The sequence below is a fragment of the Burkholderia sp. R-40 genome, from assembly GCF_049942845.1.
Classification (GTDB): domain Bacteria; phylum Pseudomonadota; class Gammaproteobacteria; order Burkholderiales; family Burkholderiaceae; genus Burkholderia; species Burkholderia ambifaria.
This window is the reverse complement of sequence record NZ_CP187967.1, coordinates 2,728,935-2,751,340: the sequence shown is the minus strand read 5'-3', so window position 1 is coordinate 2,751,340 and position 22,406 is coordinate 2,728,935. Positions and strand designations below refer to the sequence as shown.

Here is a 22,406-nt window from a genome sequence, read left to right as displayed (position 1 = left end):
CCGCGTGCGCGCGGCGACCCGCAATGGACCGTTTGCATGGACAATGGACGGGCGCGCGGGCACGAAGCCGCGCGCCCGCTTTTCCTGTGCCGCCGGGCTCGGCCGCGTCATGCGGCGGCTGCCGGCGACGGTCGTCCGAACCTACGTTTTGCTCCGATGGACAAGCTGGACCAGGTCAGAATCTTCCTTCAGGTTGCCGAGATGGGCAGCTTCATCAAGGCCGCGCACGCGCTCGACGTGCCGCGCGCGACCGTGTCGGCCGCTGTCCAGCAACTCGAGGCGGCGCTCGGCACGCGCCTGTTGCACCGCACGACGCGGCAGGTCCAGCTGACCGCCGACGGCGCGCTGCTGCTCGAGCGCGGCCGGCGCCTGCTCGCGGAAGCCGACGAACTCGACCGGCTGTTCCGGCGTCGCGATCGCGACGTGGTCGGGCGGCTGAACGTCGATGCGCCGAGCCGGATCGCGCGGCGTGTCATCGCGCCGGCACTGCCGTTGCTGTTTCGCCGCCACCCGAAGCTGCAGCTGTCGCTCGGCTCGACGGACCGCACGATCGATCTCGTGCAGGACGGCGTCGACTGCGCGATCCGGGTCGGACGGCTCGCGGACAGCAGCCTCGTCGTGCGGCCGCTCGGGCAGTTCGCGCTGATCAACTGCGCGAGCCCCGACTACCTGCGCGAATGCGGCGTGCCCGAGCATCCGGATGCGCTCGCGCACGGACACTGGGCGATCGGCTATGCGTCGCCGACGACCGGGCGCGAACTCGGCTGGGAATACTGTGCGGATGGCGGGCAGCACACGCTGGCGCTGCCGAGCCGCGTGATCGTCAACAACGCCGAAACCTATATCGCGAGCTGCATCGCCGGGATGGGGCTGATCCAGATTCCGCGCTTCGACGTCGCGCACCTGCTCGACAGCGGCGCGCTGGTCGAAGTGATGCCCGGCCATCGCGCCGCGCCGATGGACGTGTCGGCCGTGTATCCGCATCGCCGGCACCGGTCGCGGCGGCTCAACGCGTTCATCGAGTGGTTCGGGGAGTTGATGGCGAATGCGCTGAGCGACACGGATGTGGCCGCGCGCGGCGACTGAAAAGGGCGCCGCGCTCGCGTGCGCCGACCGAGGCAGGGGCGAGCTTGTCGACGTGGGCCGCGGCCGCAGCGCGCGTGTTCAGTCGGACCGCACGGCGAACTGCCGACTGCGCCCGGTGGCCCGCACCGCGTCGATCAGCGCGGCTGCCGCACCGTCGGGCTTCGACGCGAACGCATGAAAGCGCGCGGCCGGCAGCGCCGGCAGGCCGTCGTCGGGCCCGCATGCGCGCAGCCCGTCGCGCAGCTGGCTGCGCGCGAGCGCCGTGACCGCGAAGCCCGCGAGCGCGGCCGATACGCATCCGGCCATGCTGCCGCTTTCGAACAGCACGCGAAACGGCCGCAGCGCGGCGGAGAGCGCGGCCACCGCGGCTTCCCGGTACACGCACGGCTCCGGAAACAGCGCAAGTGGCACGTCGCCTTCGGCGTTAAGCGCCGTATCCGACGCGAACGCCCACACGAGCGGTTCTTCCCACAGCAGTTCGCCTGGTGCGTCGACCTGCCGGCATTGCTTGCCGAACACGACGTCGAGCCGGCCCAGCGCCTGCTCGCGCAATAGCGACGCGGTGATCCCGACCTTCAGCTCGATGGACGTGCGCGGATGGTGGTCGCGGAACGTGCGTAACACCTGCGGCAGCCACGTGCCCGCGAAGTCCTCCGACGCGCCGACGCGCAGCCGGCCATGCGCGGGCGCGCCCCGCAGCCGGGCACGCACCTCGCGCTCCATGTCGACGATGTTGCGCGCGTACGCGTACAGCGTGTCGCCAGCCGGCGTGAGCGCGATACGGCGCGTGGTGCGCGCGAGCAGCACCGTGCCGGCCGCCTGCTCGAGCCGCTTGATGTGGCCGCTGACCGCGGACGGCGTCAGCGCGAGGCGCTCAGCGGCCGGCGCGAAGCCGCGGCTGTCGACGACTTCGAGGAAGGTGCGCAACAGCGCGATGTCGAGCGCGGTCGATGCGCGATCGGTTGGTTCCATGGGTCGATTCAACGCGATATTCGAAGAATGGATCATGATACGCCGCGAATCATGATGAGAGGCCGCTCTACCATCGACCTTCAGACGATTCACCGGAGTGCACGATGACCGCTTATCGATTTGCGACGACCGCGTCGCTCGAACTCGCTTATCTCGAATGGAATCCGCGCGGCGAACGCGTGGCCGTGTTGCTGCACGGCTGGCCGGACAGCCCGGTCGGCTGGGAGACGGTCGCGCAGGCGCTGGCTGTCCGCGGCTACCGCGTGCTCGCGCCCGCGCTGCGCGGTTTCGCGCCGACCCGTTTTCGCGATACGACGGTGCCGCGCAGCGGCCAGCTCGCGGCGCTCGGGCGCGACCTGCTGGAATTCGTCGACGTGCTCGGCCTTGAGCGGCCCGTGCTGGTCGGACACGACTGGGGCGCCCGCGCGGTCGCGAACGCATGCGGGCTGCGCGACGGCGTCGCGTCGCACCTGGTGATGCTGTCGGTCGGCTACGGCACCAACGATCCCGCGCAGCCGCTGTCGCTGCAGCAGGCGCGCAACTACTGGTATCACTGGTTCATGGCGACGCCGCGCGGCGAGCAGGCGTTGCGCGACGACCGGCGCGCATTCGCGCGCCTGATGTGGGATACGTGGTCGCCGCCGGGCTGGTACCGCGAGGCGGAATTCGACGCGGCTGCCACCGCGTTCGACGGGCCCGACTGGATCGACGTCGTGCTGCATTCGTACCGGCAGCGGTGGGGCTTCGCGCCCGGCACGCCGGCCTATGCGGACGACGAAGCCCGGCTGAACCCGGCGCCGCGGCTGTCGGTGCCGACGCTCGTGCTGCATGGCGGCGCGGATGCGTGCAACCACCCGGACAGCTCGGCCGGGCGCGAGCGGTTCTTCACGGGGCGCTACGCGCGACAGGTGCTGGACGGCGTGGGGCACTTTCCGCAGCGGGAGGCGCCGGCGGCGGTCGCGGAGGCAATCCTCGGGTTCTGCGAGCGAGACTGACGCGCGCCGGCCGGCCCGGCGCTCGGCGCGATCAGTTGCCGACGCGCGGTGTGAGCAGGTCGGCGAGTCCGATGTTGCGGAACATCTCGCGGCGAATGCGATCGCCAACACGGAACACTTCCTCCGCGCCGTCCTGCGACGGATCGACGAATACGCGGTACGGGCGCTTGCCTGACGGCGCGGCGACGATGTCGACGATCGCCGTCGCGACGGTGGCGGCATCGGCGTCCGCGGGCTCGAGTGCGGCGAGGCCTTGCAACGCCTGCTCGGCGACCCTCGCGTAGGGGCCGTCGTCGTACGCGGCCTGCACCGCCGTGTCGGCCGGCTTGCCCGCGTGGGTGAAGTGATTCGTGCCGTGGGTGAACGCGCCCGGTACGACGATCGATGTTTCGATGCCCCAGCGCGCAAGCTCGGCCGCATAGGACACCGCGAGCGAATCCATCGCGGCCTTCGCGGCGAAGTAGGGTGCGAGGAACGGCGGCGTGCCGCCGCGCGCCGACGAGGACGACACCCACACGAGCAGGCCGCGGCCCCGGCTGCGCAGGTGCGGCAGCACGGCCCGGTTCACGCGCTGCGTGGACACGACGTTGATGTCGTAGAGCCGCGCCAGCTGATCGGGCGTGAACGCTTCCGCCGGGCCGAACACCATGTGGCCGGCATTGTGGACGACGATGTCGAGGCGGCCGTTGTCCGCGATCACGCGCTCGATCGCGGCGGCGACGGATGCGTCGTCGCCGACGTCGAGTTCGACGGTGCGCAGGTCGACGCCGTGCTCGCGTGCGTAGTCGGCGATGGCGGCGACGCGCGGCGCATTGCGGCCGGCGCTCTCGCGCATCGACGCGTAGACCGTATGGCCGGCGCGGGCGAGTGCCTGGGCCGTCAGCAGGCCGAAGCCGCTGGACGCACCGGTGACGAGAATGACTTCCTTCATGATCGATCTCCTGCAAGCGGGTGGGGGCGGGCCACGGCGGGCGGCCCTTGCGTGGTGTGCGCGGTTCCTGCGTCGGTCAGCACATGCCGCCGTTGGCGCGCAGGATCTGGCCGTTGACCCATGCGCCGTCGGGGCCGGCGAGGAACGCGACGACGCCGGCGATGTCCGCGGGCTGGCCCAGCCGCTCGAGCGGGTTCATCTTCGCAAGGCGATCGACCTGCTCGGGGCTCTTGCCCTCGAGGAACAGCTCGGTCGCGACCGGCCCCGGCGCGACGGCGTTCACGCTGATGCCGCGGCCGCGCATTTCCTGCGCGAGGACCTGCGTCAGTCCCTCGACGGCTGCCTTGGTCGCAACGTACACGCCGTAGGTGGGCAGACGCACGCCCACCATCGTCGACGACAGGTTGACGATGCGGCCGCCGCTGCGCACGCGCTTTGCCGCCTCGCGGCTGACGTTGAAGGTGCCTTTGAGGTTGATCGCGACGGTCTGGTCGAACGTCGTGTCGTCGTAGTCGGCGATCGCGCCGAGCTTCATCACACCCGCGCTGTTGACGACCACATCGATGTGTCCGAATGCCTGCTCGGCCGCATCGAACAGCGCGGCCACCGCCGCCGGGTCGGCGATGTCCGCCTGTACCGCGATGGCCTCGCCGCCGTCGGCGGCGATCGCGTCGACCACTTCGCGCGCCGGGCCGGCGCCGCCCGCGTAGTTCACGACGACCCGGAAGCCGTCCCGGGCGAGGCGGCGAGCGATTTCCGCGCCGATGCCGCGCGACGAGCCCGTGACGAGGGCGACCTGTTTCGATGCGTTCATGTCCTGCTCCTTGGTTCGTGGGTGCCGTGCGATCCGGCGACAGGACTAATGTAGGCTTCCTCGGTCAATAAAAATAATGAATAATGATCAGATCAAGAATGACTGAAAGTATGTCTGATGGCGTTCGACAGCAGGCTTCTGAGTGGTATCGGTGTGCTCTCGGCGGTGATCGAGGCCGGTACCTTCGCGCGCGCGGGCGAGGCGATGGGGTTGACGCAGCCGGCGGTGAGCCGCGCGGTCGCGCGGCTGGAAGAGCGCGTCGGCATCCGGATCTTCAACCGAACGGCACGTGCGATCACGTTGACCGACGAAGGGCGGCGCTTCTACGAGGCGGTCGCGCCGCTGCTGGCCGGCATCGAGGAGGCGGCGGTCGACGCCGGGCGTTCCCGGGCGCGCGTCAGGGGCCGGCTGCGGGTCAACGTGGACGGCACCTTCGGCCACTACGTGCTGGCGCCGAGGATGGCCGAATTCCTCGACCGCTTCCCCGAGCTGTCCGTCGAGATCAGCGTGCGCGACCGGATGGGCGACCTCGTCGCCGACGGGTTCGACGTGGCGGTGCGTTTCGGCATTCCGGAGCCGTCGTCATACCGTGCGCGGCTGCTGCTGGAGACGCACGTGCTGACCTGCGCGTCGGCGGCCTATGTCGCGCGTCACGGCGAGCCGCGGCACCCGCGGGATCTCGCGGACGGGCACCGCTGCGTGCTGATTCGCGATCCGGTGACGGGCCGTCCGTACGGATGGGAATTCCATCGCGGCGACGAAGTGGTGCCGTTCGATGCCACCGGGCGGCTGACAGTCAACGATACGGGGGCGCTGCTCGGCGCATGCGTTGGCGGTGAGGGCGTTGCGCAGCTGCTGGAGCTCTATGCGAGGGACATCCTTGCGGAAGGGCGGCTGGTGCAGTTGCTGCCGGAATGGGCGGACGAGACATTCCCGCTCTACGCGTATCACCACGCGTCGAATCTCGTTTCCGCGAAGGTGCGCGTGTTTCTCGACTTCGTGCGGGAGCTGACGGGCTGAGCGTGTACGGCGCAAGGCGGCCGGTCATTCGGCGCGATGCGGGACGTTGTCAGGGAAGGGATAGGGCGCATGCGGCCCCGGCCAGTCGGGCACCGGTGGTGCGGTCAGCACGGCGCATCCGCCCAGCGCGAGGGCGAGCACCACCGCGAGCGCGCCGCGGCCGAGCGCGGATGACATCGTGCGCATCGACATGGCCTGCCTCCGTGCCGCGCATTCATCACGATGCTTGGACCTCGGAAACGGCGGCACGCGTTGCGGCGCACGGCCGAAAAACAAAAAACCCGCGAAGCAGCGAGCTTGCGCGGGTTTCTCTACTTTGTACGACCGCCGTGTCAGCCAGACTGGTTGCTGGGCGTGGTGCGTTTGAGTCATAGCTGCGCCGATTGTGGCGATTCATGGCTCGCCAAGCGTTGTTTTCAAGGCCTCGACCCCTTCGGTATTGAGCCAAGTCTTGAGACGTTCTATCGCAACATTCGCATCTACCTTACCGCCGCTATGAACGAGTTCCGCACAAACACTTGACGCGGCGGCTAGGATCCGTGCGGCTTCTGGTACATAGGACAAGTCGTTGTTTGCATCGTGTCGTGATCGTATTACGGTGTAGCGCGTCGCTTCGGCAAGTGTCCATGCACTCGTTACTACCTCGAAAACGGATACATTTGTCCCATTCACAAGAGCCGATCGCGTCCGCGAGTTCTCGGAATAGCCGAGTGCCTCCAATTGCTCGCAAAAATTCACTGCAGCCGCAAGAACGTCTCGAATTTGTCCCCAATCAGTACTCGGTAGTTCGGACATCGAAAACTCCATCTAGGAAAAAGTGGCAGAAAGCTCTCGTACTTGTACATGTGGCTACGTCGAAGCATTGGCGATATACGGAAACCGCGGCTCACGATGCGAGGTGCCACTACAAGAACTAGCACTATAACTTGAGACTACAAGGGTTTGTGGCTAGTAAGGATCACTTACTTCGGAAGTCATTTCAAAGAGTCCTAAATATGCGTGTGACATAGCGGTAGACGGCCAGACTTGGTATCCGCAATGAATCGTCAAAATAGGAGTTCACCTATACGAAGTGTTACGACTTCGTGCACGATCAACTGGCGGATGGCCGGGCGTTGAAGATGCTAAGCGTGATCGATGAGTACACCCGCGCGTGTCTGGCAATCGAGGCCGGTGCCAGCTTACGCTCGCAGGATGTGATCCTGACGCTATCGCGACTCATGCGGCTGTACTGCAAACCTGCGTTCATACGGTCGGGCAACGGTGCCGAATTCATTGCTGCCAAGGTGATGCGTTGGCTGCCGGATGCTGCAATCGGCTCGGCCTTCATCGCGCCTGGCAGTCCGAGAGCGTGATTGTTCATCCGACGGCCCGTCCCGGGTTAGGCTAGGTGATAAAAAGAGGGCTTTGCGATTCTGGTAATCTCGGCGCTCATTCAAACAATCTTGAGAGCTGTATGGTGGAAAATCGCTATTCGTACAACGGGCATACCAATCTTCAACCGGTCGATTTGTTGTTCTGGGTCGCGGCCGACCAACTTTGCAAGCGGTTTGGTTTCAGCGATCTTGCTGCCGCCGCCGGCATCCTGCTAGGGCAAAACGACGTTCCAGTGCCAGGCAAACTGCGCGGCGCGGTTGCCGGAACGTCTGTCGTGGCGATGGCCGCTCGCAAACTTTTGCCGTTCAATATCGGTATGCGGCTGCCGACCATCACAAAGGCTGGCGTGGGTGGACTGCGGATCGCAATGACGCGCAATCTCGGGGCGTTTGTGGGGCGTGCCGTGCCGGTCGTCGGAACCGTCATGCTGGCTACGGACGCGGCAATCGTTATGTGGAACACGGTGCAGGTCTACAACGGCATCGTGAAGCCGGAAGACAGGGTGCTGTGATATGACAGACTCGATGTGGGAGCGGCTTGAGGCGTTCGCGCGTGAAGAGCTAGGACGGCCGATGTTTGGTGGTCCGCTGAAGCTGACGCGCGATAGCCGCATGGAAGAGGACCTTCGCATTACCGGAATCGACGCGATCGAGTTCATCGACAAGTGGGCCGTGACGTTCGGCGTCGACGTGACGAACTTCCCGTACAAGCGCTACTTCGGCCCCGATACCCTTGATGTGGTTCGGTCGATCCTCGGGTTGTTCTCTTCCAGGTATCGCGATCCGGAGTTGGTCCCTCTTACGCTCGGGATGTTGGAAGAGGCAATGCGCCTTGGCCGATGGGAGACGGACGCAATTGAGCGCGTAGCCCAATACCGGACACCGCGTCGCAGTTAGCCCGTGCCATTGCGGAATAGATTCCCGCGCGCTACAAAACACTTTTGATCTTGCCTCCAAAGGGCCGGAGAGCTGGGCTGTCAAGCGCGCTTAAAATTCGCCTATCAAGCGAAACCGCAGGCAAAGAGGGCGCCATATCAGCGTCGCAGTTTCGAGACTGCATAACCAAGGCGCATAAAACTGCATCACGAAATCGCCCCGTCGATACCCGCGCAGCCCGCGCTGGCCGCGGGCCGAGCGGCCGCGCGTGCGTGCACAAAAACCGTTCATTTTGCAGGCAGTTGGGCGGGGCTATAACTGCGCGCTCGGAGGCGCAGGCAGCATTCTAAGGGGGGCACCCCTCCGGCGCGTCCGGCGGCCCACCACGGCCTCGCGAGAGCGTTCGTCGCGGGCTCTCCCGGGAGCCGGGGACGAGCGTCGGCGTGTCACGCAGGGATGTCATCGTTTATGTCGACTAGGTTGGCGGCAATGAAACGCGATGTCGTAAAATTCCCAAAACAACGAATGGAAGCGCGCTAATGAACCTTGAAACGAACGTGCCGGCGGAGTTGTGGGAAGCGGTAAGAGCCAACTACGAGAGAGGAAATTTTACTGGATCGATTTTGGATGCCTTCTATTTTCTCAGTGAGTTGCTCCGTCAAAAGTCGGGCGCTGAGGGGGACGGTGCGTCGTTGGTAGGGCAGGCCCTTGGCGGGGCGGCGCCGAAAATCAAGCTCAACAGGTTGCAAAGCGAATCCGAATGGAATGTACAGAAGGGTGTGGAGCAACTACTTCGTGGTTTCTATCAGGCATTCCGCAATCCGCGCAGTCACGAAAAAATATCAGACACTGAAAACGATGCGCGTATTTTGATTCTTTTTACAGGATACCTTGTGCGACAGATCGACAAGGCTAAGTCGCAGTTTTCGAGGCATGATTTTATTCGGCGCGTCCTAGATCCTGATTTTGTTCCAAATTCACGATATGCAGAACTCTTGGTGGAAGATGTACCTGTTGGGCAGCGCCTTGAGGTGTTTCTGGACGCATACAGGGAAAAGGAGACGGTCAAAGGAGATCATTTGCGTCATTTTTTTAACGCGTTGTTACCCACACTTACCGTAGATGAGCGGATCCAAGTCGATCAGATTATCTCTGAAGAATTGAAGACAACAGACGACGATGCGACAGTTCGGGCGGTGATTGGCTCTTTGGGTGGTGAGATCTGGCCGCGACTCGCGGAGGTATCGCGTCTGAGAATAGAGCATAAACTTGTGCGATCTGTTCGGGAGGGCCGATTTGACTCGAAACAAAACGTATGTCGCAGCGGCGGTCTAGGCACCTGGGCGAGAAACTTGTTTGCTCATTTCTCTCTCAAGCGTGAGATGCTCGGTGCGATAACGGATAAACTTCGTTCCGGAAATCGCGCGGAGGAAGATTATGTTTTTCAGTACTTGTTCCCGGTCGTAGGGGAATTGCATAGTTCAATTCCGGCCACGCTCGATATCGTTTTTAAAACGAGAATTCGAAACGGAAGCGAGAGATTCCATGCGGCACTCACCGTCTATTCTCCATGGGAAAAAGGGGGGTGGAGTAAGGATCTTATTAAGGCTGTAGATGAATTTAAAGCCTCGCCAGACTTTGATGAGATGGATGACGATATTCCATTCTAGCGATGCACGCCCTAGGTCGGATTCCGACCGTTCCGCGAAGCGCAGTTCGATGGTGCGCACAACTGTGGGAGACAGCAGGCGCAATGCGAGCTTCGTTCGCCGGTCGTCGTCGTAGCCATCGATGGCAGCGTGCAGCTCCGGCGGTTCCCCCTGATTGACGCGGGCAATGTTCTTTACAGTTCGTGTCTTTAGTGCCCGCGCAGATCGGGCGATGGGTCACGCTCGGTATCGCAGATGGCCATCGCGTAGCGAAATATCTGCCCGCATGTCTGGTGCGTCTTGCGGGAAGTTTCGAGAGCGCCGCGGCTCTCAATACGCCGGATCACGGCCGGGAGTTCTGGCGCGGATATCTCCGAAATGGGTGCCGACCAAGATACGGGAACACGTCATTTTCGAGCCGATCCAGGACTCGACGGGCATGGTCGGAGCTCCACGTGCCGCGTTGCATTTCGTGCCATTCATTGGCTACGGGTTTCGAGCGCACTCTGGGCGGCGACGAGTTGGGTATGACGGGTCATGTCATGCAGCATCGCTGGATCGAGGCCAGCCGCGAGCGTGCGCTTTGCGTCGTCACGCTTGCCGCAAGCTTCGGCAAGAGAAACGACCGGATAGTCCCCGAACCCGTCAGCAGGTTCTCTTTGCCGTTGAAGCGGTATTTGAGACGCCACTTCTTGGCTCCGCTGGGGCGGGGAAGAGGCCGCCGCCGAACAGCTTGTTACCCGCGCCGTTGGCGGCATAGCGGGCGGTGCGGCATCGGACGTCTGTGAGGGATGTTGAAAGCATATGTTGGTCCCTGCCGTCGGCTTACCCACAAATCGGTAAGCCGTACCCCCGATTTTTTGCGGCTTTCCTGATTCTACGTGGGACCTCCTGAAACGAAAAAACCCGCGAAAGCCTAGAGCTGACGCGGGTTTTGGGAATTCTCGGGACTGCCTGAAACTATGTATTGGTGCCCAGGGCCGGAATCGAACCGGCACGCCTTGCGGCGGGGGATTTTGAGTCCCCTGCGTCTACCAATTTCACCACCTGGGCTTTTTGATTCTGGCCGCGCTGCAGTCGCGCGCGGCGAACGGCAGATTATGGCGGAAAACGGCTCGCCGGGCAAGCCGCCGGCGAACCGTTCGCGCGTTACTGGCTGAGATAGACGAACCGGCCCTGCTTGACGATTCCCATCACGCTTGCGCGCTGATCGAGCCCGACGTGATCCTTGTCGCTGGTATTGACCACGCCGTTCGGCACGACGAGCTCGTTCGCGCGTTCGAGTTCGCGTCGCAGCGCCGCGCGGAAGGCGGGGGTGCCGGGTTGCGCGGTTTTCAGCGCGCGGCCGACCGCATCCGCCAGCCGTGGGTACACGCCGGCCGCGTCGCCCGCGAACTGCGTGACCGTGCCGGCGCCGTACTTCGCTTCGTACGCGTCGACGAACGCGAGCGCCGCCTTGCGCGCCGGATGATCGGCCGGCAGCGTGCGCGCGACGACGACCGGCTGCGTCGGGAACAGCGTCCCGTCGACGTCCTTGCCGCCGAGCTTGATGAATTCTGGCGTCGCGATCCCGTGCGTCTGATAGATCGCGCCCTTGTAGCCGCGCTCGATCAACGTGCGTTGCGGCAGCACGGCCGGCGTGCCCGAGCCGGCGACCAGGATCGCATCGGGCTTCGCCGCGATCAGCTTCAGCGCCTGGCCCGTGACGCTCGCGTCGGTGCGGTTGAAGCGCTCGGTCGCGATCACGCGAATCTTGCGCACCTGCGCGAAGCGCGTGAATTCATTCAGCCAGCTGTCGCCGTAGCTGTCGGCGAAGCCGATGAAGCCGACGGTCTTCACGCCGTGATTGGCCATGTAGCGCGTCATCACGTCGGCCATCGCGCTGTCGCTCTGCGCCATTTTGAACGCCCAGGTCCGCGCGCCTTCCTGCGGCTCGACGATCGCGCCGGAGCCGACCAGCGTGATCATCGGCGTCTGGGCAGCCGCCACCGCGTCGAGCGCGGCGAGCGCGGCCGGCGTGATGTTCGGCCCGACCACGACGTCGACGTGATCCTCGTCGACGAGCTTGCGGATGTTGCGCACCGCGGTGCCCGGGTCCGACGCGTCGTCGAGCACCGTCACCTGCACCGGCTGCCCGGCGATCGTCTTCGGCCACATCAGGATCGCGTTCTTGCTGGTGATGCCGATCGCGGCGGCCGGGCCGGTCGACGACAGGTCGACGCCGACCTTCAGGTCGGCATGCGCGGCCGTGCACGCGAGCACGAACGCGGCGCCGGCGGCGCGGCGCAACAGGGCGGGAAGCGTCATGCGGGAATCTCCGTCGGGCAACGAAAAGGGGCGCGATATGCGCCCCTGTGGTTATACACGTACACCTCGTTTCTCGAAAATGCCGGCGGCCCCGAGGGGTTCCTGATCCTCGCCGGGCGTCCGGCGCGAAGCGGCCGGCCTGGGGCGCTGATCAAAGCTCGTACGATTCGGCTTCGCCCTTGAGCGCCTGCTCGATCAGCTTGCGGTTCAGCGTCGGCGACAGCAGCTCGACGAGCGTATACACATAGCTGCGCAGATAGGCGCCCTGCTTGAGCGCGACGCGCGTCACGTTGCTGCCGAACAGGTGGCCGACCGGAATCAGCCGCAGGTTGCGGTCGCGCTCCGGGTTGAACGCGATGTCGGCCATGATCCCGACGCCGAGGCCGAGCTCGACATAGGTCTTGATCACGTCGGCGTCGATTGCCTCGAGCACGATGTCCGGCGACAGCCCGCGCAGCGCGAACGCATGGTTGATCTTCTTGCGGCCCGCGAACGCATCGTCGTACGTGATCAGCGGGTACTGCGCGAGATCGTCCAGCGTGACCGGCTTGCGCTCGAGCAGCGGGTGGTCGGCCGGCACCACGGCCGCGTGATGCCACTGGAAGCAGGGCAGCGACACGAGTTCCTTGTAGTCGGCGATCGCCTCGGTCGCGATCGCGAGATCGGCCTGGTCGTGGATCACCATCTCGGCGACCTGCGTCGGGCTGCCCTGCAGGATCGACAGGTGCACCTTCGGGAAGCGCTTCTTGAACTCGGCGATCGCGGCCGGCAGCGAGTAGCGGGCCTGCGTGTGGGTGGCGGCGATCGTCAGGTTGCCCTGATCCTGCGCCGCATAATCTTTTCCGACCCTTTTAAGGCTTTCGACTTCCTGCAGGATCCGCTCGACCGACGCGAGGATGATCCTGCCCGGCTCGGTGAGCGAGCGCACGCGCTTGCCGTGCCGCGTGAAGATCTCTACGCCGAGCTCGTCCTCGAGCTCGATGATCGCCTTCGAAACCCCCGGCTGCGACGTGTAGAGCGCCTTGGCGGCCTCGGTGAGGTTGAAATTCTGCCGGACGGCCTCGCGCACGAAGCGAAATTGGTGCAGGTTCATTTATAACCCTTCCGCATATCAACAGAATTTTTTAGTCGTTTGAAATATAAGGCGAGTTTATTACGATTCACCGGAGTTTTTCAAATATGGATATCTGTTTTCGTCATTAGCAATCCAGCCGGGCAGCGGAAGGCCGCCGGCGGTGGCGGCGGAACGGAGATTCGGGCGCGACGTGGCTAGGACGTCGCGCGGTCACCACGAAAACCCTGGGGTCCCCGAATGTATCAGTACGACCAGTACGACCAGACGATCGTCGACGAGCGAGTCGCACAGTACCGCGATCAGGTGCGCCGCCGCCTGTCGGGCGAGCTGAGCGAAGACGAGTTCCGTCCGCTGCGCCTGCAGAACGGCCTGTACATGCAGCGCCACGCGTACATGCACCGCATCGCGATTCCGTACGGCAACCTGCGCAGCGACCAGCTCCGCATGCTGGCGCGCATCGCTCGCGAACACGACCGCGGCTACGGCCACTTCTCGACCCGCTCGAACATTCAGTTCAACTGGGTCGAGCTGGAAGACACGCCGGAGATTCTCGCGAAGCTCGCATCGGTGCAGATGCACGCGATCCAGACGTCGGGCAACTGCATCCGCAACATCACGGCCGACCAGTTCGCCGGCGTCGCGCAGGACGAGGAGATCGATCCGCGTCCGTGGGCCGAGATCCTGCGCCAGTGGTCGACGTTCCATCCCGAATTCGCATGGCTGCCGCGCAAGTTCAAGATCGCGGTGTCCGGCTCGAAGGACGACCGCGCGGCCGTGCAGATCCACGACCTCGGCGTGTACCTGAAGAAGAACGCGCAGGGCGAAGTGGTCGCCAGCATCCTCGCGGGCGGCGGTCTCGGCCGTACGCCGATCGTTGGTGCGGTGATCAAGGAAGACCTGCCGTGGCAGCACCTGCTCACCTACTGCGAAGCCGTGCTGCGCGTGTACAACCGCTACGGCCGGCGCGACAACCTGTACAAGGCGCGGATCAAGATCCTCGTGAAGGCGCTGTCGCCCGCGAAGTTCGCGCAGCAGGTCGAGGAAGAGTGGCAGCACCTGAAGGACGGCCCATCGACGCTCACGCAGGCCGAGCTCGACCGCGTGTCGCAGTCCTTCCTGCCGCCCGTCTACGAGAAGCTCGCCGACACCGACGCATCGTTCGAACAGCACCTGCTCGAGAACAAGGCGTTCGCGCGCTGGGTCGAGCGTAACGTCGCGCCGCACAAGGTGCCGGGCTATGCCGCCGTCACGCTGTCGCTGAAGGACCACCGCGTGGCCCCGGGCGACGCGACCGACGCGCAGATGGACCTGGTGGCCGACTGGGCCGACGCGTACTCGTTCGGCGAACTGCGCGTGTCGCACGAGCAGAACCTGATTCTCGCGAACGTGAAGAAGCGCGACCTGTTCGCGCTGTGGGAAAAGGCGAAGGCGGCCGGTTTCGCGACGCCGAACGTCGGCCTGCTGACCGACATCATCGCGTGCCCGGGCGGCGACTTCTGCTCGCTCGCGAACGCGAAGTCGATCCCGATCGCGCTGGCGATCCAGCAGCGTTTCGACGATCTGGACTACGTGTACGACCTCGGCGACCTGTCGCTGAATATTTCCGGTTGCATGAACTCGTGCGGTCATCATCACGTGGGCAACATCGGCATCCTCGGCGTCGACAAGGACGGTGCCGAGTGGTACCAGGTGTCGCTCGGCGGCGAGCAGGGCACGGGCCGCAACGGCGCGCGCCTCGGCCGCGTGATCGGGCCGTCGTTCTCGGCGGAAGAAGTGCCGGGCGTGATCGCGAAGCTGATCGACACGTTCGTCGAGGCGCGCATCGACGGCGAGCGCTTCATCGACACGTACGACCGCATCGGCATCGCGCCGTTCAAGGAGCGCGTGTATGCGGCGCGCCAGGCAGTGAACGCGTAACCAACCGGCTAGAAGGAATTTGCAGATGGCTTCGATTATCAAGAACCGCGCAGTGATCGACGACGCATGGCAGGTCGTGCGCGCGGCGGAAGACGGTGCGCTGCCCGCGGTCGACGCGTTGCCGGCCGGCAAGGTGCTGGTGCCGTTCACCCTGTGGCAGGCCGAGCGCGCGGCGCTCGTCGCCGCGAGGACGAAGGATGAACTCGGCGTGTGGCTCGCGCCCGACAGCGAGCCGGCCGATCTCGTGGCCGACTTCGGCGCGATCTCGCTGATCGCCGTCGAATTCCCGCGCTTTGCGGATGGCCGCGGCTACAGCATCGGCCGCCTGCTGCGCGAGCGCCACGGCTGGACCGGCGAGCTGCGCGCGATCGGCGACGTGCTGCGCGACCAGCTGCTGTACATGTCGCGTTGCGGCTTCGACGCGTTCGCGGTGCGTGCCGACAAGGACATCCACGACGCGCTGAACGCGTTTGGCGAATTCACGCAGCGTTACCAGGGCGCGTTCGACGAGCCGGCGCCGCTGTTCCGCCGCCGCGCCGCCGCCGACGTAGCGACGCCCGACACGAAGGTGAGCGCATGAGCACCGCGACCGCCGCCGCACTGACGCCGGAACTCGCCGCGAAGATCGAGCGCCTCGACGCGCTGCTCGCGCAGATCGGCGCCCGGCACGAGAAGGTGAAGTTCGCGAGCAGCCTCGCCGCGGAAGACATGCTGCTCACGCACGCGATCCTGTCGAAGGGCGTGTCGATTGGCATTTTCTCGCTGAACACCGGCCGCCTGCATGCGGAAACGCTGGGCATGATCGACCGCGTGCGCGAGCGCTACGGCTACGAGATCGAGCAGTTTCACCCGCAGCAGGACGCGGTCGACCAGTACGTCGCCGAGCACGGCCTGAACGCGTTCTACGAAAGCGTCGAGCTGCGCAAGTCGTGCTGCCACATCCGCAAGGTCGAGCCGCTGAACCGTGCGCTGGCCGACGTCGGCGCGTGGGTCACGGGCCAGCGTCGCGAGCAGTCGGTCACGCGTGCGGAGCTGCACGAGGAAGAACAGGACGAAGCGCGCGGGATCGCGAAGTACAACCCGCTCGCCGACTGGACGGAAGCCGACGTGTGGGCGTACCTGAAGGCGTTCGACGTGCCGGTCAACCCGCTGCATGCGCGCGGCTACCCGAGCATCGGCTGCGAGCCGTGTACGCGCGCGATCCGTCCCGGCGAGGACAGCCGGGCGGGCCGCTGGTGGTGGGAGTCGCGCGACACGAAGGAATGCGGGCTGCACATCACGATCACGCCGATTCCCGCGAACGCCGAAGCCGGCGCCGCGCACTGACAGCCGACCAGAAACCGAATATTGCGCCGCCTGCGACAGCGGGCGGCACGAACCCAGAAGAGAAGGACTGAAATCATGAGCACGACGCTCGAGCAATCCGCCTTTGCCCCGCCCACCGGTGCCGACAACCGCATGGGCCACCTCGACTGGCTCGAAGCCGAGTCGATCCACATCCTGCGCGAGCTGGTCGCCGAGTGCAGCAAGCCGGCGCTGTTGTTCTCGGGCGGCAAGGATTCGGTCGTCGTGCTGCACCTCGCGCTGAAGGCCTTCGGCCTCGGCGCGAACCGCAAGACGACGCTGCCGTTCCCGCTCGTGCACATCGACACGGGCCACAACTACGAGGAAGTGATCGACTTCCGCGATCGCCGTGCGCAAGAGCTCGGCGCCGAGCTGGTGGTCGGCCACGTCGAGGATTCGATCAAGCGCGGCACGGTCGTGCTGCGCCGCGAAACCGATTCGCGCAATGCCGCGCAGGCCGTCACGCTGCTCGAGACGATCGAGCAGCACGGCTACACCGCGCTGATCGGCGGCGCGCGCCGCGACGAAGAGAAGGCGCGTGCGAAGGAGCGGATCTTCTCGTTCCGCGACGAATTCGGCCAGTGGGATCCGAAGGCGCAGCGCCCGGAACTGTGGAGCCTGTACAACGCCCGCCTGCACAAGGGCGAGCACCTGCGTGTGTTCCCGATCTCCAACTGGACCGAACTCGACGTGTGGCAGTACATCGCACGCGAGAACCTCGAACTGCCGTCGATCTACTACGCGCACGAGCGCGAGATCGTGCGCCGCAACGGGCTGCTCGTGCCCGTCACGCCGCTCACGCCGATGCGTGACGGCGAGACGAGCGAGATCGCGCAGGTGCGCTTCCGCACGGTCGGCGACATCAGCTGCACGTGCCCGGTGGCGAGCGATGCGGACGACGTCGAGAAGATCATCGCCGAGACGGCCGTGACCGAGATCACCGAACGCGGCGCGACCCGGATGGACGATCAGGCGTCCGAAGCCGCGATGGAACAGCGCAAGAAGCAAGGTTATTTCTGAAGCACACGAGGACATTCAAATCATGAGCATCATCGAGAACACCGAAGACCTCGGCGTGCTGCGCTTCATCACCGCAGGCAGCGTCGACGACGGCAAGAGCACGCTGATCGGCCGCCTGCTGTACGACAGCAAGGCCGTGCTGTCCGACCAGCTGTCCGCGCTGTCGCGCGCGAAGAACAAGCGCACCGTCGGCGACGAACTCGACCTCGCGCTGCTGACGGACGGGCTCGAAGCCGAGCGCGAGCAGGGCATCACGATCGACGTCGCGTACCGCTATTTCGCGACCGCGAAGCGCAAGTTCATCATCGCCGACACGCCGGGCCACGAGCAGTACACGCGCAACATGGTGACGGGCGCATCGACCGCGCATGCGGCGATCATCCTGGTCGACGCGACGCGCGTGACGCTCGAGAACGGCGTCGCGCAACTGCTGCCGCAAACGAAGCGCCACAGCGCGATCGTGAAGCTGCTCGCGCTGCAGCACGTGATCGTCGCGATCAACAAGATGGATCTGGTCGACTACAGCGAAGCACGCTTCAACGAGATCCGCGACGCGTACGTCACGCTCGCGAAGCAGCTCGGCCTGACCGACGTGCGCTTCGTGCCGGTGTCGGCGCTGAAGGGCGACAACATCGTCGGCGCGAGCGAACGCATGCCGTGGTACGCGGGCGAGCCGCTGCTCGACGTGCTCGAGTCGCTGCCGGTCGAGACGCAGGCGCATGACGCGCTGCGCTTCCCGGTGCAGTGGGTCGCACGCCAGGACGGCAGCTCGGCCGACGATTTCCGCGGCTACATGGGCCGGATCGAATCGGGCGAGGTGAAGGTTGGCGACGAAATCGTCGTGCTGCCGTCGAACCGCACCGCGACGATCGCCGAGATCGTCGCGCCGGTGCCGGGCGGCACCGCGTCCGTCGCGCACGCATTCGCGGGCCAGACGGTGACGATTCGCCTGGAGGAGGATGTCGACGTGTCGCGCGGCGACATGTTCGTCACGACCGCCGAGCCGGTCGAGCCGGCGAAGAAGCTCGAGGCCGACCTGTGCTGGTTCGACGAGACGCCGCTGTCGCCGCAGCGCAAGTACCTGCTGAAGCAGACCACGAGCACGGTGTTCGCGAAGATCGGCGCGGTCAAGGAAGTGCTCGACGTGCATACGCTGTCGCAAGCGACCGACCGCCAGGAACTGAAGATGAACGACATCGGCCGCGTCGCGCTGACGCTGCAGAAGCCGATCGTCTGCGACACGTACGATGCACATCCGGGCACGGGCGCATTCGTGCTGATCGACGAGGCGACGCACCACACGGTGGCCGCCGGCATGATCCGGGCGTTCTCGGCGTAACCGGCGTTGCGCGCCGCCCTCGTGGCGGCGCGGGCCGGCCGCCGTCCGCACGGGCAGAACCGAAGCGAAGCGACAAACATGGGCAAGGTGTATCTGATCGGAGCAGGGCCGGGCGCCGCGGACCTCATCACGGTGCGCGGCGCGCGGCTGCTCGAGCAAGCCGACGTCGTGCTGCACGACGCGCTCGTCGAGCCGGCGATGCTCGACTACGCGCCGAACGCGCGCAAGATCGCGGTCGGCAAGCGCTGCGGGCAGCGTTCGACCGCGCAGCATTTCATCAACAAGCAGATCGTCGACGCGGCGCGCGAGCATGCATGCGTCGTGCGGCTGAAGGGCGGCGACCCGATGCTGTTCGGTCGCGCCGAAGAGGAAATGCGTGCGCTCGAGGCGGCCGGCATCGACTACGAGGTCGTGCCGGGCATCACGGCGGCGCTGGCCGGCGCGGCGACGCTTAAGCGCTCGCTGACGTTGCGCGGCGTGTCGCGCAGCGTCGCGTTCGCGACGCACAGCCGCGCACCCGGCAGCGACGAGATTCGCGAGGCCGCGCGCGCCGATTCGATCGTCTACTACATGGGCCGCGACAGCGCGCCGGGAATCGCGCAGGAGCTGATCGACGCGGGCCGTGCGCCCGCGACGCCGGTGGCGATCGTCGAGGCGTGCAGCACCGCGCGCGAACGCACGCTGACGCTGACGCTCGCGCAGATGGCGGCGGGCGACGCGCAGGCGTGGCTCGATCCGGCGGAGCCGAGCCTCTTGATGATCGGCGATGCATTCGCCGAACGCGTGCGACCCGCGAAAGCGGGCGAGGCGTTGCGCAATGCGGCTTGAGTCGACGTAGCGGTTCCCGAGCGGCAGCCGCTCGGTTTCGCGGTGGGTAATTCGAATGAGCGCTGGCGGAAGCCGGCGCTTTTTCATTGGTGCCGTGGATCCGACTAGGGGCTACGCGTTGCGGCCGAGCTGGTCGATGCAGTAGCGTGCGATGGCATCGAGCACGCCGTCGTCTTCGCCGACCGCCGTCGCGCAACGGATCTCGACATTCGGATGGGCGGCCCGGCACGCATCGACGAGCTGCGGCAGGTCGCGACGGACATGGCCGCCCTGGCCGAAGAACACGGGCACCACGGTGATGCGCGTGCAGCCGGCCGCGACCTGCGCGGCGACGGCCGTGTCGAGCGAAGGCGTCATCAGTTCGAGGAACGCGAGCGACACCTGCGGCGCGGGTGCGCCGCTGCCGCGCAGCCGCGCGGCCAGCCGCTCGAACGGCTCGGCCCAGCGCGGATCGCGTGCGCCGTGGCCGAACAGGACGATGCCGTGCGAACTCATGTCGAAGCCTCCGTCGTGACGGCGCTCAGTGCCGGTCCACCCACTTGAGCGCGAACAGGCCGAGCGCGAGATAGATGAGGCCCGGCGTCGCCGCGGTCAGCGGCGCGGGCCACGTGTTCAGCGTGCCGATGTGCGAGAACAGCGTGTTGAGCAGCTGGAAGCTCATGCCGAGCATGATGCCGCCGAACACCTTCACGCCGACCACGCCGGCGCGCGTATGCAGGTACGCGAACGGCAGCGACAGCACGAGCATCACGAACACCGCGAACGGGTAGAGCAGCTTGCGCCACAGCGCGATGTCGTAGCGCTGCGTGTCCTGCTGATTCTCGCGCAAGTGCTGGATGTAGCGGAACAGGTTGATGAGCGACATCCGCTCCGGCGACACGAGCAGCACCGACAGGATCTGCGGGGTCAGATCCGAGCGCAGCCGGTATTCCGGCAGCGTGACCTGCTGCGACCGGTACACGGGGTTCAGCGCGTCGGCCGGTGCGCCGCTGATCGGCTTGATCGGCGTCAGTTCGGTTTCCGTCACGCCGGTGAGCAGCCAGTGGCCGGGCGGCTCGTAGCGGCCCGTCTGCGCGATCCGCACGTTCTGCAGCTGGAATTTCGAGTCGAACTCGTAGATGCGCACGTTGCTGATCGTCGAATCGGGCGACAGGTTGCCGACGTTGACGAAGCGCGTGACCTGCTCGCCGTTCTCGCGGGCCGCGAGCGTGTCCTTCACCCACACGCCCGACTGGAAGTTCGACGACACCGACGCGCCGAGCGCCTGCAACCGCACGCGTTCGGACAACTGGTCGGCGTACGGGCCGACGAATTCGCCGATCAGGTAGGTGATGATCACGAGCGGAATGCCGATCTTCAGCAGCGAGCGCAGCGCCTGGTTGGTCGCAAGGCCCGACACGCGGAAGATCGTGAATTCCGAGTTCGCGGCCATTTGCGCGAACACGTAGATCGCGCTGATCAACGCGGCGACCGGGATGATCTCGTAGAAGCGCGACGGGGTTTGCAGCGCGACGCGCAGCACCGCGTAGCCGAACTTGTAGTTGCCGTGCCCGACCGAGTTCAGTTCGCTGATCAGGTCGAAGAAGAAGAACAGGCCCGAGAACGCGAACAGGATGAAGATGAACGTGACGTAGATCTGCCGCGCGAAGTATTTTTCATAGAGCCGCATCGATCATGCTCCCGAGCGGCCGAACAGCGCGCGTGTCAACAGCGGACGATTGCGCACGCGCAACCAGAAAATAAGAGCGACGATCGCCGCGACAATCACATGCAGGCCGACCAGGCCGACGCCGAACGACATCTTGCCCTGCTCGATCTGCGCCTGCACGACGTTCAGCAGGTTCGAGTACGTGAGGTAGATCAGCACGGCCATCACGAGGTTGATCGTGCGGCTGCGGCGCGGGTTCTGGTACGACAGCGGGATGCCGAGCACCATCAGGTTGATCGCGATCAGCGGCAAGCCCGCGCGCCACGCGAATTCCGCGAGGTTGTCGCGCGTCGGGTTGCGCAGCAGGTCCGGCGTGGGCGTGCTGTTGGTGGTCGGCACGTTGGTGACCGGGGTGCTCGTGATCTTCACGCCGTAGCGCTGGAACTCCATGATCTTGAAGTTCGGCTGGCCGGGCGTGCCGTCGTAGCGGCGGCCGTCCTCCAGCACGACGAAACGATCGCCGTCCTTCGTTTCCGTGTGACCCGTGTGCGATACGACGATATTGACCTTGCCGTTCTCGGTCGACGTGACGAACACGTTCTGCACCTTGCTCTGGTCAGGCGACATCTTCTCGATGAAGAACACGCGATGGTTCGACGCCGATTCGCGGAACTGGCCGGGCGCGAGCAGCGAGATCTCGTCGCGCTGCTGGAAGCGCGCCTTGATCATCTTGCTCTGCTGGTTCGACCACGGCCAGCCGACGAACGCGAAGAACGCGATCAGCAGGATGAGCGGCGTGGCGAACACGCCGATCGGCTTGATCAGGCGCGTGAGGCTGACGCCGGACGCGAGCCAGACGACCATTTCGGAGTCCCGGTACCACCGGGTCAGCACGAACAGGATCGACACGAACAGCGTGACGACGAGCATCACGGCGAGATAGCCGATCACGGTCAGGCCGATCAGCACGAGCACGTCTCGCGGATCGATTTCGCCGGACGCGGCATAGCCGACGATGCGGATCATCATCGTCGTGAGCATGATCGTGAGCAGCACCATGAACACGGCGCCAGCCGTATACGCAAGCTCGCGCTGGAGGGAGCGTTCGAAGATCATTCTTGATGAGAAGAGGGCGGGAGGCTGCGCACGCGTGGTGGAGCGCTCGCGCCGCCACGGGAAAAATAGCGGATAATTGCGGCTTTCATCCTT

General features: G+C 65.3%; 22 protein-coding genes, 1 tRNA gene and 2 pseudogenes. 13 read left to right on the top strand and 12 right to left on the bottom strand.

Going from position 1 to position 22,406, the window contains the following annotated elements; translation table 11 throughout:
* Positions 1 to 156 precede the first annotated feature (156 nt).
* Positions 157 to 1,086 carry a LysR family transcriptional regulator gene (locus ACP26O_RS12750; protein WP_175665073.1) on the top strand — a complete coding sequence of 310 codons (930 nt, stop codon included), beginning with the start codon at positions 157 to 159 and terminating at the stop codon, positions 1,084 to 1,086.
* 78 nt (positions 1,087 to 1,164) lie between these two features.
* On the opposite strand, the gene ACP26O_RS12745 is transcribed toward ACP26O_RS12750, so the two are convergent.
* Positions 1,165 to 2,058, bottom strand: a complete 894-nt coding sequence (locus ACP26O_RS12745) for a LysR family transcriptional regulator (RefSeq protein ID WP_175665072.1) — start codon at positions 2,056 to 2,058, stop codon at positions 1,165 to 1,167.
* Between the two features lie 104 nt (positions 2,059 to 2,162).
* Between ACP26O_RS12745 and ACP26O_RS12740 the strand changes: the two genes are divergently transcribed.
* Positions 2,163 to 3,053, top strand: coding sequence for an alpha/beta fold hydrolase (locus tag ACP26O_RS12740; protein WP_175665071.1), 891 nt, complete (start codon positions 2,163 to 2,165; stop codon positions 3,051 to 3,053).
* A gap of 31 nt (positions 3,054 to 3,084) precedes the next feature.
* Here the strand turns inward: ACP26O_RS12740 and ACP26O_RS12735 are convergent, their stop codons facing one another.
* Both ACP26O_RS12735 and ACP26O_RS12730 read right to left on the bottom strand, forming a co-directional pair.
* Positions 3,085 to 3,984, bottom strand: a complete 900-nt coding sequence (locus tag ACP26O_RS12735) for an SDR family oxidoreductase (protein WP_175665070.1) — start codon at positions 3,982 to 3,984, stop codon at positions 3,085 to 3,087.
* A 76-nt stretch (positions 3,985 to 4,060) separates the two neighbouring features.
* Positions 4,061 to 4,798, bottom strand: a complete 738-nt coding sequence (locus ACP26O_RS12730) for an SDR family oxidoreductase (protein WP_175665069.1) — start codon at positions 4,796 to 4,798, stop codon at positions 4,061 to 4,063.
* 117 nt (positions 4,799 to 4,915) lie between these two features.
* On the opposite strand from ACP26O_RS12730, the gene ACP26O_RS12725 reads away from it, so the two are divergent.
* Complete coding sequence (locus ACP26O_RS12725) at positions 4,916 to 5,818, top strand: LysR family transcriptional regulator (RefSeq protein WP_006750030.1); 903 nt, start codon at positions 4,916 to 4,918, stop codon at positions 5,816 to 5,818.
* A gap of 24 nt (positions 5,819 to 5,842) precedes the next feature.
* On the opposite strand, the gene ACP26O_RS12720 is transcribed toward ACP26O_RS12725, so the two are convergent.
* Positions 5,843 to 6,010: a hypothetical protein gene (locus tag ACP26O_RS12720; RefSeq protein WP_175665068.1), complete on the bottom strand. Its 168-nt coding sequence runs from the start codon at positions 6,008 to 6,010 to the stop codon at positions 5,843 to 5,845.
* A gap of 201 nt (positions 6,011 to 6,211) precedes the next feature.
* On the bottom strand, positions 6,212 to 6,613 hold the full coding sequence (locus ACP26O_RS12715) for a hypothetical protein (protein WP_175665067.1): 402 nt from the start codon (positions 6,611 to 6,613) through the stop codon (positions 6,212 to 6,214).
* 281 nt (positions 6,614 to 6,894) lie between these two features.
* Here ACP26O_RS12715 and ACP26O_RS12710 point away from each other — a divergent pair.
* The 4 genes and pseudogenes from ACP26O_RS12710 to ACP26O_RS12695 all read left to right on the top strand — a co-directional run.
* Positions 6,895 to 7,164: pseudogene (locus ACP26O_RS12710) on the top strand (DDE-type integrase/transposase/recombinase); the annotation flags it as partial.
* Positions 7,165 to 7,274: 110 nt separating this feature from the next.
* Positions 7,275 to 7,706, top strand: coding sequence for an STM2901 family protein (locus ACP26O_RS12705; RefSeq protein WP_175665066.1), 432 nt, complete (start codon positions 7,275 to 7,277; stop codon positions 7,704 to 7,706).
* Between the two features lies 1 nt (position 7,707).
* Positions 7,708 to 8,091 carry a DUF1493 family protein gene (locus ACP26O_RS12700; RefSeq protein ID WP_175665065.1) on the top strand — a complete coding sequence of 128 codons (384 nt, stop codon included), beginning with the start codon at positions 7,708 to 7,710 and terminating at the stop codon, positions 8,089 to 8,091.
* A 518-nt stretch (positions 8,092 to 8,609) separates the two neighbouring features.
* A complete protein-coding gene (locus ACP26O_RS12695) occupies positions 8,610 to 9,740 on the top strand; it encodes a TIGR02391 family protein (RefSeq protein ID WP_175665064.1) in 1,131 nt (376 codons plus the stop codon).
* A 188-nt stretch (positions 9,741 to 9,928) separates the two neighbouring features.
* Here the strand turns inward: ACP26O_RS12695 and ACP26O_RS12690 are convergent.
* From ACP26O_RS12690 to ACP26O_RS12675, 4 genes and pseudogenes are all read right to left on the bottom strand, one after another.
* Positions 9,929 to 10,188 (bottom strand): annotated as a pseudogene (locus ACP26O_RS12690) (phage integrase central domain-containing protein).
* A 499-nt stretch (positions 10,189 to 10,687) separates the two neighbouring features.
* Positions 10,688 to 10,772, bottom strand: a tRNA-Leu gene (locus ACP26O_RS12685).
* Between the two features lie 96 nt (positions 10,773 to 10,868).
* Complete coding sequence (locus ACP26O_RS12680) at positions 10,869 to 12,026, bottom strand: ABC transporter substrate-binding protein (RefSeq protein WP_011657689.1); 1,158 nt, start codon at positions 12,024 to 12,026, stop codon at positions 10,869 to 10,871.
* Positions 12,027 to 12,177: 151 nt separating this feature from the next.
* Positions 12,178 to 13,119, bottom strand: coding sequence for a CysB family HTH-type transcriptional regulator (locus ACP26O_RS12675; RefSeq protein WP_006750027.1), 942 nt, complete (start codon positions 13,117 to 13,119; stop codon positions 12,178 to 12,180).
* Between the two features lie 219 nt (positions 13,120 to 13,338).
* On the opposite strand from ACP26O_RS12675, the gene ACP26O_RS12670 reads away from it, so the two are divergent.
* The 6 genes from ACP26O_RS12670 to cobA all read left to right on the top strand — a co-directional run bounded on the left by ACP26O_RS12670 (position 13,339) and on the right by cobA (position 19,549).
* Positions 13,339 to 15,018, top strand: a complete 1,680-nt coding sequence (locus tag ACP26O_RS12670; protein WP_105833089.1) for a nitrite/sulfite reductase — start codon at positions 13,339 to 13,341, stop codon at positions 15,016 to 15,018.
* Between the two features lie 25 nt (positions 15,019 to 15,043).
* Positions 15,044 to 15,598, top strand: coding sequence for a DUF934 domain-containing protein (locus ACP26O_RS12665; RefSeq protein ID WP_175665063.1), 555 nt, complete (start codon positions 15,044 to 15,046; stop codon positions 15,596 to 15,598).
* Positions 15,595 to 16,344: a phosphoadenylyl-sulfate reductase gene (locus ACP26O_RS12660; protein ID WP_165751880.1), complete on the top strand. Its 750-nt coding sequence runs from the start codon at positions 15,595 to 15,597 to the stop codon at positions 16,342 to 16,344. The genes ACP26O_RS12665 and ACP26O_RS12660 overlap by 4 nt, the downstream gene beginning before the upstream one ends.
* A 75-nt stretch (positions 16,345 to 16,419) precedes the next feature.
* A complete protein-coding gene (gene cysD, locus ACP26O_RS12655) occupies positions 16,420 to 17,382 on the top strand; it encodes a sulfate adenylyltransferase subunit CysD (protein WP_126228343.1) in 963 nt (320 codons plus the stop codon).
* 22 nt (positions 17,383 to 17,404) lie between these two features.
* Positions 17,405 to 18,721 (top strand): sulfate adenylyltransferase subunit 1, encoded by a 1,317-nt coding sequence (locus tag ACP26O_RS12650; protein WP_175665062.1) that lies wholly within the window; start codon positions 17,405 to 17,407, stop codon positions 18,719 to 18,721.
* A gap of 78 nt (positions 18,722 to 18,799) precedes the next feature.
* On the top strand, positions 18,800 to 19,549 hold the full coding sequence (gene cobA / locus ACP26O_RS12645) for a uroporphyrinogen-III C-methyltransferase (protein WP_175665061.1): 750 nt from the start codon (positions 18,800 to 18,802) through the stop codon (positions 19,547 to 19,549).
* A gap of 111 nt (positions 19,550 to 19,660) precedes the next feature.
* Here cobA and ACP26O_RS12640 read toward each other — a convergent pair whose 3' ends face one another.
* The 3 genes from ACP26O_RS12640 to lptF are packed head-to-tail and all read right to left on the bottom strand — an operon-like array spanning position 19,661 to position 22,313.
* Positions 19,661 to 20,044 (bottom strand): sirohydrochlorin chelatase, encoded by a 384-nt coding sequence (locus ACP26O_RS12640; RefSeq protein ID WP_126228340.1) that lies wholly within the window; start codon positions 20,042 to 20,044, stop codon positions 19,661 to 19,663.
* 25 nt (positions 20,045 to 20,069) lie between these two features.
* Positions 20,070 to 21,218, bottom strand: a complete 1,149-nt coding sequence (lptG, locus tag ACP26O_RS12635) for an LPS export ABC transporter permease LptG (protein WP_011657681.1) — start codon at positions 21,216 to 21,218, stop codon at positions 20,070 to 20,072.
* A 3-nt stretch (positions 21,219 to 21,221) separates the two neighbouring features.
* On the bottom strand, positions 21,222 to 22,313 hold the full coding sequence (gene lptF, locus ACP26O_RS12630) for an LPS export ABC transporter permease LptF (RefSeq protein ID WP_012364484.1): 1,092 nt from the start codon (positions 22,311 to 22,313) through the stop codon (positions 21,222 to 21,224).
* Positions 22,314 to 22,406: the final 93 nt, after the last annotated feature.